The organism is Lysinibacillus sp. UBA5990, assembly GCF_002429815.1.
GTDB lineage: Bacteria > Bacillota > Bacilli > Bacillales_A > Planococcaceae > Lysinibacillus > Lysinibacillus fusiformis.
Map to the genome: position 1 here is coordinate 1,391,551 of NZ_DJAY01000015.1, position 14,133 is coordinate 1,405,683.

General features: G+C 32.9%; 12 protein-coding genes and 1 pseudogene. 10 read left to right on the forward strand and 3 right to left on the reverse strand.

The genetic code is table 11. The features are described from left to right. Nucleotides 1-89: 89 nt before the first annotated feature. The 6 genes and pseudogenes from B3D94_RS19510 (at nt 90) to B3D94_RS19535 (ending at nt 5,998) form a co-directional block, all read left to right on the forward strand. Complete coding sequence (locus tag B3D94_RS19510; RefSeq protein WP_069481409.1) at nt 90-536, forward strand: GNAT family N-acetyltransferase; 447 nt, start codon at nt 90-92, stop codon at nt 534-536. Between the two features lie 128 nt (nt 537-664). Next, a complete protein-coding gene (locus B3D94_RS19515) occupies nt 665-1,060 on the forward strand; it encodes a DUF3888 domain-containing protein (RefSeq protein WP_069481410.1) in 396 nt (131 codons plus the stop codon). Nucleotides 1,061-1,419: 359 nt separating this feature from the next. Further along, complete coding sequence (locus B3D94_RS19520; RefSeq protein ID WP_291759605.1) at nt 1,420-2,196, forward strand: GNAT family N-acetyltransferase; 777 nt, start codon at nt 1,420-1,422, stop codon at nt 2,194-2,196. Nucleotides 2,197-3,094: 898 nt separating this feature from the next. Then, nucleotides 3,095-3,771: pseudogene (locus B3D94_RS19525) on the forward strand (C39 family peptidase). 50 nt (nt 3,772-3,821) lie between these two features. Continuing rightward, the gene (locus B3D94_RS19530) at nt 3,822-4,361 is read left to right on the forward strand and encodes a TVP38/TMEM64 family protein (protein ID WP_291759608.1); all 540 of its coding nucleotides are present in this window, start codon (nt 3,822-3,824) and stop codon (nt 4,359-4,361) included. 125 nt (nt 4,362-4,486) lie between these two features. Next, complete coding sequence (locus B3D94_RS19535; RefSeq protein WP_291759611.1) at nt 4,487-5,998, forward strand: multicopper oxidase family protein; 1,512 nt, start codon at nt 4,487-4,489, stop codon at nt 5,996-5,998. Nucleotides 5,999-6,891: 893 nt separating this feature from the next. On the opposite strand, the gene B3D94_RS19540 is transcribed toward B3D94_RS19535, so the two are convergent. Then, complete coding sequence (locus B3D94_RS19540; RefSeq protein ID WP_069481414.1) at nt 6,892-8,319, reverse strand: serine hydrolase domain-containing protein; 1,428 nt, start codon at nt 8,317-8,319, stop codon at nt 6,892-6,894. A 529-nt stretch (nt 8,320-8,848) separates the two neighbouring features. On the opposite strand from B3D94_RS19540, the gene B3D94_RS19545 reads away from it, so the two are divergent. Then, complete coding sequence (locus B3D94_RS19545; RefSeq protein ID WP_291759616.1) at nt 8,849-9,310, forward strand: SAM-dependent methyltransferase; 462 nt, start codon at nt 8,849-8,851, stop codon at nt 9,308-9,310. Nucleotides 9,311-9,627: 317 nt separating this feature from the next. On the opposite strand, the gene B3D94_RS19550 is transcribed toward B3D94_RS19545, so the two are convergent. Beyond that, nucleotides 9,628-10,065: a DUF3021 domain-containing protein gene (locus tag B3D94_RS19550; RefSeq protein ID WP_254664282.1), complete on the reverse strand. Its 438-nt coding sequence runs from the start codon at nt 10,063-10,065 to the stop codon at nt 9,628-9,630. 4 nt (nt 10,066-10,069) lie between these two features. Beyond that, nucleotides 10,070-10,510 (reverse strand): LytTR family DNA-binding domain-containing protein, encoded by a 441-nt coding sequence (locus B3D94_RS19555; RefSeq protein ID WP_069481416.1) that lies wholly within the window; start codon nt 10,508-10,510, stop codon nt 10,070-10,072. Nucleotides 10,511-10,698: 188 nt separating this feature from the next. Here B3D94_RS19555 and B3D94_RS19560 point away from each other — a divergent pair, with 188 nt between their 5' ends. The 3 genes from B3D94_RS19560 to arsB all read left to right on the forward strand — a co-directional run bounded on the left by B3D94_RS19560 (nt 10,699) and on the right by arsB (nt 14,130). Beyond that, nucleotides 10,699-11,328 (forward strand): CPBP family intramembrane glutamic endopeptidase, encoded by a 630-nt coding sequence (locus B3D94_RS19560; RefSeq protein WP_291759619.1) that lies wholly within the window; start codon nt 10,699-10,701, stop codon nt 11,326-11,328. Nucleotides 11,329-12,755: 1,427 nt separating this feature from the next. Further along, the gene (locus B3D94_RS19565) at nt 12,756-13,082 is read left to right on the forward strand and encodes an ArsR/SmtB family transcription factor (protein WP_069481418.1); all 327 of its coding nucleotides are present in this window, start codon (nt 12,756-12,758) and stop codon (nt 13,080-13,082) included. Next, the gene (arsB, locus tag B3D94_RS19570; RefSeq protein ID WP_291759621.1) at nt 13,075-14,130 is read left to right on the forward strand and encodes an ACR3 family arsenite efflux transporter; all 1,056 of its coding nucleotides are present in this window, start codon (nt 13,075-13,077) and stop codon (nt 14,128-14,130) included. The genes B3D94_RS19565 and arsB overlap by 8 nt, the downstream gene beginning before the upstream one ends. Nucleotides 14,131-14,133 lie beyond the last annotated feature (3 nt).

The following is a 14,133-nucleotide window of genomic DNA, read 5'->3' on the forward strand; positions in this document are numbered from 1 at the left end:
ATTTATACTTGATTGGGCGAAAAAACAAGGGGATAACGTTTCAATAGCCCGTAAACTACGTGGTTCCCCTTCAAAGGAAGAGTATCAGATTGAAGAAAATTTATTTAAAGCCCATTGACAAAAGTAATTGGGAAGAAGCAATTAGATTATCTGTTAAAGAAGAACAACAAACATTTATTGCATCCAACCTTTATTCTATCGCAGAAGTTCAATTTCTTGATAATTTCTATGCAAAAGGTATTTATCTTGATAATAAAATGATAGGATTTACTATGTTTGGAATAGACCCTGATGATAATAATTATTGGATTTATAGACTTATGATTGATGAAGAATTTCAAGGTAAAGGTATAGGCAAACAAGCTATATATCTGGTTATTGAAGAGATAAGACGAAATAATAATGCAAATATTTCTTTAATAATGATTGGATATAATCCTGAAAATCTTACAGCAAAATTTGTATATAAAAAAGCAGGATTTATTGAGACTGAATTATCATCTTGGGGTGAACAATTAGCTAAGTATTCCTTGTAAGCACGTGAATTTACCACAATGACTTTTAGACTTATTAAAGTAAAGGGCCAGTTTAGTTAAACAAATAAATAACTTTTATAAACTGGACAAACTACCTTAAGTGATTAAATAAGGTGGTAATTAATAATATGAAAAACAAACAATTTACCTTTATTTTGGTTTTATTCATTTTGTTATTGACGTTATTTGCTACGGGAGTAATGTTATCGAACAAAGATACAGCTGAAGCTGAGAATGTCGGTGCTGAAAAAATACACTCTGATTTATATGATGTATTATTAGTTTTATTAGACCCTGAAGCAAGAAAAGTAATTAATAAGGAATACCCAAATCGTAGTTATGCACTTTGGAATGCAGAAATATTAGAAGTAAAACGACTAACTGGCAGGTATTCTCAATATGATTTTACTGTGAAAGTAAAGTATGATACGTATACAGGTCCTTTTAATCCACCTGAAGGTCCTATTACAATAACCTTTCATGTAACCACAGATGGAGTTTCAGTAGTAAAAATTCAAAAATGAATCTCGATACACTCGATACATTGTATCTAATTTATCTAACACGAAGACTTTAGTGAAACTAGGATTTATAACGTATACAAACTAAACCTACTAAACGTTTCCAAATCAAAGTTTAGAAAGAGATCAAAATCCAAGAAATGCTGTTAAACCAACATTTCTTGGATTTACCTTTGAATATTGTTTATACAGCTATATATGCAAAAATATATACAGGAAGTTAAGCATCTTTATTCATGGAAAGGGCTATATTCTGAAACAAGGAAAAGCGTCTTTTTACGGATAAAAAAGATTGAGTTGAACGTCTTCTTTTGCAATAATTGGTAGTAATCAATAAGTTAATTAATGAAGGAGGGTAGCCCATGGATAAAAATGAATTACTATCACTATTTCACAAAGAACTTCGACAAGAGGCTCAAGTAAAAGGGTACAGAAGAGAGGAAACAGAGCATGTTGTACGTCACATTTCACAGTTTGGTGAAAAAGGATTCATTGTCTCATCTAATGTAAACGAAGGTGATGTAAGAGAAATTATTAAGAACGAGTTAAACTATTTTAGTAACATTGAGCAGGATTTTGAGTGGAAGGTGTATAACTACGACAAGCCTGATAGTTTAAAAGATATTCTTAAACAAGAAGGATTCACAATAGATGATCCTGAAGCATTAATGGTCATGAAGTTAGATAATCAGCACCCCTTGCTTAATAATGGCCAACACGTCAATTTAAAGGAAATAACAGATGAACAAGGTATTCAAGACATTATTAATCTAGAAGATGCCATCTGGAATGTACCGCATGCTGAGCTGGGAGAAAGACTTTGGAGAGATAAACAGAATAATCCTGAATCCCTATACATTTATGGAATTTATGAAGATGGTCAGCTTGTAAGTGCTGCTTGGATGTACTTAGAAAAAAACTCCTCCTTTGCTAGCTTATGGGGAGGTTCAACGCTACCGTTGTTCCGAGGAAAAGGTTACTATACAGCACTTTTAGCTACTCGTGCAAAAAAGGCATATGAAAATGGGCATCCTTTCCTTACTGTTGACGCCAGTCCAATGAGTAGACCTATCCTAGAAAAGTGTGGTTTTCTATGTCTTGCATACTCTTATGGCTGCCAGTCACCTACTACAAAGTAGTAAAGCATCTTATTATAAAACTAGCAAATAGTTGTTCATGTGTAATGGACGCTATTGTTGAACAACATCGCTGAAAACAATCAACCTTTTTTATAAAAATCTCATACTTATATAAAAGGAGTAACTCCATTTTGAACAATCTTTTTTCAAAATGGAGTTTTTGAAGTTGCTATTAGATAAGGAGTGAAGGATATTTTTTAATCAATCTTTACTCGAAAACTACAGTAACATCGATAAAAAGGTAAAGATAAACAATTCCAGAACGAAAAGTAGGGACTCGGCAACATTACCGTTTAGTAGAGAATCAAACGCCACTGATGAAGGGCATTTTAGAACAAATTCATTCTTTAAACAGGTGCAACTGTGGCACAGATTGTTGCCATGTAGGCTACTACTGGCGAAAAAGTAACAAATCATAAATGGCTAACAGAAAGTGAGTTATCTTCTCCATAAAAAATTAATACTAAGAGATGTTCGATGAGTCAATTTTGATAAATTGAACATCTTTTTTTATATAAGAAATTCTAAAAATCCTCTTTAATTTTAATCCATAATTTCTCCATAATTGTTCGTTATATTCATTATTAATAATGTAATAATAACCGAGGAGGTATGGGAAATTAGAAAGAGGGGAATTATTTTCACTTTAGGATTATTAGCTGTTTTTTTAGAGGGTTGTACAAACGAAAATACAAACTTAAATAAAATAACAATTTTAACAGTAGAATATTTTAGTGGAGAACCACTTAATGGTTTATATGTGGAATTATTTGATGAAGAAGGAAAAGAAGTAGATTCAACAATTAGTTTTGATAACGGTGAGGCTGAATTTAATGATTTGCAACCTAATGAAACTTATACAGTAAAAGTAGGGAGCCCAAACAATTTTACAACAGGAATGTATTTAACAGAGAAAAAATTTACGTATACGTCATCTACACAATCAATATTAGTTCAAACATATGCAGTAAATCATAATAAAGGATTTGGAGTACCTGTAATTCTACAAAATCCTGAACTACCAAATGGGTGTGAAATAACTACTCTAACAGCAGTACTTAATTACTATGGTGCAGAAACATCTAAATTAGAAATGGATCAAAATTATTTACCTAAACAATCGTTTGAATACAAAATGAAAAAAAAGTATGGGCCAAATCCTAATCAAGCATATGGTGGCGAGCCAAGTAATCTAGAAACGGGAACATACGTTTTGCCGAACCAATTGTCAAAGCAGCTAATAATTTTATCACAGAGAGAAAGTTAGATTTACATGCAAAAAATAGTAGTGGAAGTACAATAAAAGAAATAACAAATTATATTAGACAGGGAATACCAGTTATTACATGGGTAACATTGGACCTCTCACCACCAAAGGTTAAAGGGGGATGGATTATTGAAGAAACAGGTGAGTACCATCAAATGTATCAAAATTTACATACAATGGTACTATTATCTGTGGGAAATAATACTGTGGAAGTAATGGATCCACGTAAGGGAATAATAACATTGGATAAGGGAGCATTTTTTAATAGTTATGAAGCATTAGGTGAACAGGCAGTTGTTATTTATTAACAAAAGTTCATGATATGCAAGTAATAGTTTAAAAAAGATAGAGTTTAATCATGGAAGAAAAATTACTTCAATTACTTGAACAATCTGGATTATTTGCAATTTTGGTTAGTTTAATGATAAATACTTTGGTTAGTATTATAGGTGTACTACCAAGTGTTTTTATTACAGCCACTAACCTTGTGTTTTTTGGAGTATTCAACGGGTTGCTAATTTCTATTATCGGTGAATCACTTGGTGCAGTTATTAGCTTTATTTTATATAGAAAAGGACTCAATAAATGGAAAAGACCATTCGTATTGCACCCTAAACTTTTAAGATTAAAGGAGTTGGAAGGATCTGATGCATTTTGGATAATTGTCAGTTTAAGGATTTTACCTTTTATGTCATCAGGTCTTGTGACTTTTACTAGTGCATTTTCTAAGGTGTCTTTAAGCACATTTACGCTTGCTAGTACTATTGGAAAAATACCAGCTTTAATCTTTGAAGCAGGAGCAGTATATGGTTTTATGCAAGTAAATTTTATATGGAAAATTGTAATAAGTATCTTATTTATTTCAATTATCATTTTGATTTGGAAAGTTAAGAAATAAAAGAAGGTATATTAAAGTTTTCTTAGATAGAGTGGTTAATATTTGTCTCATTTAATTTCAAATCCATAAATTCTCCATATTTATTGGTTATAGTGCCTATGTAAAGAATAAAAGGAGGAAACATAATGAAATCTAAACTTTTGATTACTTCATTATTAGTAGGCGCTATTATAATAGGAGGATGTAGTGCGGGTAATTCGGAATCTAATAATAAATCAAATATGGACCATTCCAAGATGAGTGATGAAGAAATGAAAAACATGGAGGGTATGAATAATAAAGATAGTAACATGGAAAATGGTCATGCGAGTCATAACAATCCATTAGCATTAAATAATTCAACTGGGGAAAATGAGCTTGCGCTTCCACCTATTCTTGAACCTAAAAATGGAATTGTTGATATTACTGCTCAACAAGGAACAACAGAAATCTTTAAGGGAACTAAAACAGAGACATATGGATATAACGGTTCCTTTTTAGGGCCAATCATTCGTATTAATAAAGATCAAACGGTAACGTTTAGAACAAAAAATGATTTATCTGAACCAACAACATTTCACTGGCATGGATTAGAAATTCCAGGTAATGGTGATGGTGGTCCACATCAAGTCTTAGAATCAGGTGTAACAGAAGATGTAAATTTTACAGTTAATCAAGGAGCATCTACGCTGTGGTTCCACCCACATCCAGAAGGTGCTACAGCAGAGCAAGTATATAAAGGTTTAGCTGGCTTAATTTATATTGATGATGAAAACTCGCAAAAAATCAATTTACCAAATGAGTATGGTGTGAATGATTTTCCGTTAGTATTCCAAGATAGACAATTTACTGAAGAAAAGCAATTAAATTATCAAGTAGTCCTTAATGAAGATGGTACAATAGGAGATACTTTATTAATTAATGGTACTTTGAATCCTAAACTTACTGTTGGTAAAGAAAAAGTAAGACTTCGATTATTAAACGGTTCTAATGCTCGTAATTATACTTTTAGATTGAATAATGGAGCTACATTCCAACAAATTGCTACTGATGGAGGTTTCTTAAATCAACCTACTGATATGAAAGAAATTACCTTAACACCAGGTGAGCGAGCAGAGGTAATAGTGGACTTTTCAAAAATGGATGACAAAACGGATATAGCATTAATAAATGAAGAAGGAACTACCCTTTTACCATTTAAAATTGAACAAAAAGCTGCAAGTACAAGTAACATTGCAGAAAAATTAAATGATTTTGGTGTTACTGAAGAGGAAAAAAACTTACCAGTTAAAAAGAATCTTGAACTATTTGGTATGGGAACAATGGTTTCAATAAATGGTTCACAGTTTGATAGGAATCGTATTGATTTCACTCAAAAACAGGGAGAGACTGAAATTTGGGAAATATATAATAAACCTGATATGATGGGTGGAATGACACATCCTTTCCACATACATGGCACTCAATTTAAAATCGTATCGATTGATGGGAAAGAACCTCCTTTAAATTTAAGAGGGTGGAAGGATACTGTTTCAGTTGAAGCTGGTCAAACAGTTAAATTAGCAGTTAAGTTCAATAATAAGGGCATTTACATGTTCCATTGCCATGTCCTTGAACATGAAGAAAATGGTATGATGGGTCAAGTTGAAGTAAATTAATAATAGATACATGTTAAAAGCCTCCAAATACAATGGAGGTTTTTTTATGGGATATATTGATACTGAAAGTATACAGGAGGTTTACATGAGCTTATTTCTATAATTTTAGGGTTATTGGAGAGAGCTTAAACAAAAAAACTGCTCACTCAATAGAAATAATCGCCGGATTCTTTATTATTTGCCATCAATGACTACCTTGGATTAAAGGAGCAGGTGAAATGATTGTGGCATTGAAACGAGTGCTTACCCTTCAGGTAATGAAAGATTGAAAAGTTGCCTTGCAATCCTTTCGCACTTTACCAATCCCGAAATCCTCGAAATAATATGTGCGATTATCTTAAAATGCTTGATGGATTAAATAATCTTGTTGAGGTTGGTGCGTCCGAAAGAGAAATAAAGTCCTTTAGAAGTATATTGAAAATCCTTTTACTTTAGGTATAGGCTAAAAAATAGCCATAGTAATGGGAGCTATTTAAAGAATACATATGCAATTGCGAATAAAACACTAACCCACCTAAACGAGAAGGTAGTAAATGAGCAACAAAAGATTTATCGTTTAAAACAAGTTTGAACATTTATAAAAAAGTTTGATTAAAAATCCTGTGTTGATATGCAGGATTTTTGTTGTTCAACAAACGGGCCAGATTGTGGAATAACAGTCTTTTAAGAAATGTTACCTAACGACGACGCATGTGCAAAATAATATAGGTGTTAAAAAAACCTTATTCCACGAACGGAGCAGGTTAGTGGAAGTAATAGTAATTAGGTTTGACTGGGAAAATTGTCAATGATATTAAAAAAGACACCGAAGTGTCTTATGTTATTTCAAATAAGGATACCAATAAATTGAAATGTAATTCCTTAACATTATGCTTATAATGGGAGCGAGGCAATTATCGGTGAGTGTATAAAAACCATGTAATGCTTGCTGTTAATAATGCTGACGAAATCAAAGCTGTAAGAACACTATATGTTCGCCAAATAAGTATCGTTGACCAATCTAAAGCACAGCACAGTATACCCAGGGCAATCGTAGCGATCAGGAAAATAATTGTTACGATTATTCTCTTTTTTGTCATTGGCTGCCGCTCATTCGTTTTCCTTCTGCGTAATCCTAAGAGAAATAACAAAACGGCCAATAGGCAAAGAATAATTGTGATAGACGACAAAGTGATATCCAAAAGCTGTGTGCCGCTTATTTCATATGACTGAGTTAGATTGCCGTCTAATATATCTTTAACTTTTAGTACCAGGTTTATATTGGTATTTGCACCGTTGCTCAGCAAGCAGACGGCTGTTCGTTCATTTAGCAGTATGGCTACTTCGGTTCTGAAATTTGGATTGCCCCCAGTGTGTTCTATAATCGTTTGGTCGGCGTTTACCGACCAGCCTGCCGCATAATGCATATCGTTGACAGCCGAAACAGACATATCACCCCTATGTGATTTTTCGATAACCGTGTGAAATATTTCGGGTATGTCCTGCACAATACCCATCTGTATACCCATCCAACGCGCCATATCTTTTGTATTAGAAATGATGTAGCCTGCGGGTTTATTCCCCGCATAATCCGGAGCTTTAAATGGAGTTGTCATAAAAAAGGAAGTACGGTAGCCCTGTGCCAACTGTCCAGTGGCTTGAGCATCTTCTTTATAAGCATACGTCTGGTGAAGACCTAACGGCTGAAATACCTGTTCCCTCATAAAGTCTTCATAGCTTTGTCGCGACACAATCTCAATAACCAAACCCAATACGTCATAATTAACGGTTCCATAGTTATACTGTTCACCGGGAGGGAACGCCAATTCAGCATCTACGAGCATTTCCACAGTCTTTTGCAACATATCCGGTGTATTGCCTTGTGGAATATTTTGAGTATGTCTACTATTTGTTAGACCACTGGTATGGTGAAGAAAGTTATTTAGTGTAAGGCTTTGCATATCAACAGGTTTCCCTTGATACTTTAACGTAAACCAAGGTAAATATTTTTGGACAGGGTCAGTCATTGAGAGCAGCCCTTGTTCTTCCAACAGCATAATACCCATACCGGTAAAAGCTTTACTGACCGAAGCTAACTCATAGAGTGTATTTTCACTTGCAGACAACCCCTTTTCACGGTCTGCATACCCTGAAGAAAAGTAGAACACTTCATCATCAGCAAGTATTGAGATTGACATTCCCGGCACACCTGATATACGAGAGGCATCATCTAGCAACGCTTGTATTGCCGCAGATTTCGAATCTGACAACGCATAACTTTGTGTTACGAATCCTGACAATAATATTAATATCGTTAATACAAAAACAATAATCTTTTTCATTAACTCACCTTTTCGAAAAATTATAAGAGAATAATATAAATAACCTACTTAAAACTAAATTTTAATTTAACTTTCTATTCACCTATATAATATCAAGTAATTGTGAAGAGTTACAATCGGGCCCGATTCTGTATTAAGAATCAGCGCTCGTTTTCGTTAAAGGGCCAGAATGTTGAGGAATGGTTCTATGCTCCTAAATAATAAGTTAGATTTATATTTAAATTTAAGGTTACTATTTTATTAAAGGAAAGTTTCATAAGATAAACTTATGCTTATTAATAATTAATTTAAGATTTACTTATATATTTTTTGCTGTACTATTGGAAATATAAGGATTATAACTAAACCTTCCTGATAAAATAGTCTAAAGATGAAATGCGATAATAAAAAACTGTAAGACAAATTCAACTCGAAATAGAGGGCAAGGTGAAGCCCTTTATATCGACTTAGTAAGCAACAATTACGATTTATAAAGTGTACTAAACAATGTTTTTGTTAAAAATTATATCTAGAAACATAGGGGGTAATTATGTCATTTATCATTGAACCAGTTGCTTTTGTAAACAATAATAGAAAAGAGATTTTGGATGATAATTGGGGATCAATTCTATCCGCAATTGAACTAGCAGAGAACATAGATGTATCTGCAATAAAAGGTATAGAAGAGTTTTCGCATTTAGAAATCGTTTTTTACTTTAATAAAGTAGAAGATAATAAAATTCAGTATGAAGCAAGGCATCCAAGAAACAATAAAGATTTTCCTTTGGTTGGGATATTTGCTCAACGAGGAAAAAACAGACCGAATAAATTAGGTATCACAATTGTAGAACTTATTGAGGTGAAAAATAGCCGATTAATTGTAAAAGGATTAGATGCTATTGATGGCACGCCAATAATTGATATAAAACCTGTAATGAATGAATTTTTACCTAAAGAAAATGTGAGACAACCTAATTGGTCCACAGTTTTAATGGAAAATTATTGGGGGTAATAAAAAACTCATATTTATAAAATTAGTATACCTGCCTTTATTATTGATCTACTTCAATTGCAGGATTTTAGTTGAAAAACCATCTTCAACAATCGGGCGCTTTTCTGTAATAAGGAGAGCGTCTTTATTTGTGGAAAGGGCCAATTAATTGAATAAAATACGATAATTAAATTGGACATGGCGATTGTGAAGAAAAGTACTTCAACTAACGAAGCAATTTAGTTGAAGAATCTTTGGTTCATACGGCAATGATAATTGTAAAAGAGGCTTATTTTTGTTGACTAGCCTCTTGAATTATTGAAATTCTATCAAAGAATCTATTGATTATTACTACTGTCTGTATGCTCAATAATTTTCTTCTTCATTTTTTTTACTTCCGTTTGACTATAAAAATAAAATAACAGCCAAACAAATGCAAAAATTAATACATTGAAAAGCAACAACAGGATAGTTAATGTTATCGAAAATGTAGGAATCCATTTTAAAGAAAAGGCAACAACTATAAAGGTACCTATAGCTATAAAAAAATGATAAGCACTTTGTTGTAAGAATGTTAAACGTTCTATTCTATAGATGTAAGAAGGGAGTATACATGCAATTCCAACAATAATTGATCCTAATACTTGTTGAGGAAAAGTAGCCATAACAGCATCTAAAAATAACTCTCCTTTAAACCAATATCCAATAAGATTAACAATAACAAACACTGTACATCCCATACTTATACCGTATCCTAAACTCTTGAAAAAGTTCATGTAACTATACCCCCAAACGCTCTTTAAAAGTTTTTTTATAATTACGAGAAATCACTTCTTTTATTCCTAAAATAAGCTCAATTTCCATTGTTCCATTAAAGGAAGCTTCAATATTTCTGATTTTTCTAGGATTAATTATTGCTGATTTAGAAATCCGGATAAAATCATCACCTAGCTGCTGTTCTAACTCATATAAAGGTTTACTCATAATAACACGATTACCATCGTCGCTATATAGTACTAATTCTTTTCCTTCTGTTCTAATAACAATTACAGTATGAGGTTCGATAATATGTACTTTATTGTTTGCAGTCCCTGTTAAAATTTGTTCATTTTCTTGTTGTAAGAGTGAGATTGCAGCCTGAATAGCTGGTGTTAATTTGGACACGCAGATTGTTATATAGGGTTCATCGATTTGTGTATCAATTTTTATTTCTATCTTCATCACTATCACCTCTCTCTAAAAATATAGCATAAATTACGATTCGAATAATGCAGGTTATATGTAATAAAAAGCATTTCACCTAACAATAAAGACATGTTACTCGTAAAGTATTGTTGCTAAACTTTTATGTCGTTATATTTGGCTTTAACAAAAGTAACTTAAGAATATAACTCAAGGAGGCAGCTAGTATGAACGAGGTAACAACACTAAAAGACCGAATTAAAACGGGATGGATATTAATAAGCATATCAAGTATGCTTACAATAAGTGTTATTTATTGGTATATAAATAATCCTAAGAGGTTTATTGAGAATGGATTGGGATATTCACCGGAAATGTTACTTAATTTACCTATGTGGTTTTTCACTTTATTAATTGTTATAGGGTATATTTCCTATACGATGTTTGCAATACCATTTGTGAAAAGAAATTTATTAACATTTTCTTGGATTAAATTAATTGGTATATGGGCTGCTATTGTAAGTGGAATAGTAGAAGAAGTTGTATTTAGACATCTGCTCATGGATTATCTATTATCTATTGGATTTCCATATCTTTCACAAGTGTTAATCTCAGGAATTACGTTTGGGGTTGTTCATGGTTCATGGGTATTAATGCGAGGAGAGATAAAAATTGCACTTCCAGCCATTCTTTCAACTACGATCTTAGGTTGTCTTCTTGCTATGCTCTATATTTATACTGGAAGGAGCGCCCTTGCACCAATTATAGCTCATGTTTTAATCAATATGGTAATAGAGCCATGGTTAATGTTATCTGCCATTTCAGGGATATGGCAAATAAATAAAAGTTTAAAGTAATAATTGAAGGGGATGTTGAATAATTTCACCTCTAAATCAAATAACTCTATGGGTAAAAGGCTAGTTAATATACCACCGTTAGCAAATTTGATTTTTTTCAGAACCTATGAGAAAGTAAGGTTCACCGTCTTTCATCGAATAGCTCAGTTGTATAATCTAAGTTCTTCAACTAACGGGGCGCTTTAGTCGGATAAGGATCTTCAACAATCGGGCGCATTTCTTTAATAAGGAATGCGCCTTCTTCCATTAAATGGCATATAATTGAACACCACTTTTAAAAGATCTGGATATTTATGTTAAGATATAGGTCAGATTGTGAAGAATGACACTTTAACTAACGGTGCAGGTTATGGGGTGCTTTACTTGAAGTGAATTGAGCTGCTTGGGTAGCTCTTTTTTCTTATTGAACTAACGAGGCAGTTTAGTTGAATAAGAATTTATAGTTAAATATTACATAATAGAATTTTGGAGGTATTTTATGGAATCACTCATTTATGCTTTGTTTTTTTTAATTTATATGTGTATTGGTTCGATACTTAATATACTGCTTAAGACGACTCAAAAACGAATTGGCTTATCACATTCTTTGTAAAGTAATGAACAAACCAAATAAATTTTAAATAGAAATATTTAAAATTTGATGAAGAAACATCCGAGTGAAACAGCAATGAAAATTATGGCAAATACTAAACTATTCCATAGGCCTAGCATAATAAAAGGAGAAGTACTTTTATCTCCGTCTTTCTTGATGCCTGTGAATGTTCGCCAGGTTATTATTAGCTGCCAAATACCTATCAATAAGAAAATGAATCCAAATAAATATCTTATATAATTACCTCCTTTAAATAAAAATACCATGTTTGGAAAGAGTTATCAATAAAATTGGAATATAATGAAAAAATGTTTTATATTGTTAATCGCGAAGTAAGTTTAGGTTTAGCAAGAATAGTCGTACCACTATTAAATTTATCCACTGCAATTTTTTTGGATGAAGACTAACAGATGTTTATTAAGCTAACGGGTGCTTATCTTCAATAAGGTACTCAACAATCGGGCGCGATTATTGACAACATAGCTGGAAATGAGCAAACTTTTTATAAAAATCTCATACTTATTTAAAAGGATTAAAATGGAGTTTTTGAAGTTGTTATTAGATAAGGATTGAGGGATATTTTATAATTAGTCTTTATTCCAAAACTACAGTAATATCGATAAAAAGGTAAAGATAAACAAATCTTAATTCTGATGGATTGTTTAACGGAGCAGAAAAAAGAAATTTTCAAATTGGGCAAATTTCTGTTGCAATCCAAAACATTAAATCATAATATAAGAATATAGTTATATAAGAATTAATTCACCTTTCTTTAACGAGGTGATTTTATTTAAAATAATATATAAGCAAATAGTTATATAAGGAGAGCAGATAAATGGAAAACACACTAATTGAAAAACAACTAAAAGCAGCAGCAGATTTAAATCGCATTAAATTACTTGCATGCATGAAAAATGGGGAGGTATGTGTATGTGATTTTGTGGATGTGCTAGGAATATCACAACCAGCCGTTAGTCAACATCTACGAAAATTAAAGGAGGCAGGCATTATTACGGAACGAAAAGTAGGGACTTGGAAACATTACCGTTTAGTAGAGGATCAAACGCCACTGATGAAGGGCATTATAGAACAAATTCAGCCTTTAAACGGGTGCAACTGTGGCACAGATTGTTGCCATGTAGGGGGGACTGAACATGAGTAATGAGTCTTTAACCAAACAGCTATCTTTTTTAGATCGTTACCTTACCCTTTGGATATTCGTTGCGATGGGAATAGGTGTTGTATTAAGTATCACCATGCCTAATGTTGGGGAAGCGTTAGAGGCCATGTCTATTAGCACAACGTCCATACCGATTGCTATCGGGTTAATTGTCATGATGTATCCACCATTAGCGAAAGTAAAGTATGAAGAGATGTGGCGTGTATTTAAGGATTGGAAAGTGCTTTTACTTTCTCTTTTTCAAAACTGGTTACTAGGCCCGTTCCTTATGTTCTTTTTAGCGATTATCTTCTTACATGATTACCCAGAATATATGGCTGGGCTCATTATGATTGGCTTAGCTCGATGTATTGCAATGGTAATTGTGTGGAATGATTTAGCGCGTGGAGATCGCGAATATGTAGCTGGTTTAGTTGCATTTAACTCAATTTTCCAAATTTTAACATACTCTATCTTTGCTTACTTTTTCTTAAATGTATTACCTGGTTGGTTTGGTTTAGAGAATTTCAATGTATCAATTTCTATGTGGGAGATTACAAAGAGCGTACTTATATACTTAGGTATCCCGTTTGCTGCAGGGTTCCTCACACGTTGGATAGGGATTAAAACAAAAGGAAAGCAGTGGTATGAAGAAAAGTTCTTACCGAAAATTTCACCACTTACTTTAATTGCACTGTTGTTCACGATTGTGATGATGTTTGCTTTAAAAGGTGAGCAATTAGTAGAACTGCCACTTGATGTAGTGCGAATTGCTATTCCATTATTTATTTACTTTGTGATCATGTTTGCTGTGTCATTCTTCTCTTCCCGTAAAGTAGGTGCATCTTATCCTGTCACAGCAGCTCTTTCTTTTACAGCTGCAAGTAACAACTTTGAGCTAGCGATTGCGGTTGCAGTTGGGGTGTTTGGCCTGCATAGTGGCGTGGCATTTGCAGCTGTTATTGGACCACTTGTGGAAGTACCAGTACTCATAGGACTGGTATGGGTTGCCTTACGTTGGCAGAAAAAATACTTTAAAACTATTAAATAGGGA

Excerpts from the sequence above, each read along its gene's own strand:
- B3D94_RS19515 (WP_069481410.1), top strand. The coding sequence starts at position 665 with ATGAAAAACAAACAATTTACCTTTATTTTGGTTTTATTCATTTTGTTA.
- B3D94_RS19520 (WP_291759605.1), top strand. The coding sequence starts at position 1,420 with ATGGATAAAAATGAATTACTATCACTATTTCACAAAGAACTTCGACAA.
- B3D94_RS19530 (WP_291759608.1), top strand. The coding sequence starts at position 3,822 with ATGGAAGAAAAATTACTTCAATTACTTGAACAATCTGGATTATTTGCA.
- B3D94_RS19535 (WP_291759611.1), top strand. The coding sequence starts at position 4,487 with ATGAAATCTAAACTTTTGATTACTTCATTATTAGTAGGCGCTATTATA.
- B3D94_RS19540 (WP_069481414.1), bottom strand. The coding sequence starts at position 8,319 with ATGAAAAAGATTATTGTTTTTGTATTAACGATATTAATATTATTGTCA.
- B3D94_RS19545 (WP_291759616.1), top strand. The coding sequence starts at position 8,849 with ATGTCATTTATCATTGAACCAGTTGCTTTTGTAAACAATAATAGAAAA.
- B3D94_RS19550 (WP_254664282.1), bottom strand. The coding sequence starts at position 10,065 with ATGAACTTTTTCAAGAGTTTAGGATACGGTATAAGTATGGGATGTACA.
- B3D94_RS19555 (WP_069481416.1), bottom strand. The coding sequence starts at position 10,510 with ATGAAGATAGAAATAAAAATTGATACACAAATCGATGAACCCTATATA.
- B3D94_RS19560 (WP_291759619.1), top strand. The coding sequence starts at position 10,699 with ATGAACGAGGTAACAACACTAAAAGACCGAATTAAAACGGGATGGATA.
- B3D94_RS19565 (WP_069481418.1), top strand. The coding sequence starts at position 12,756 with ATGGAAAACACACTAATTGAAAAACAACTAAAAGCAGCAGCAGATTTA.
- arsB (WP_291759621.1), top strand. The coding sequence starts at position 13,075 with ATGAGTAATGAGTCTTTAACCAAACAGCTATCTTTTTTAGATCGTTAC.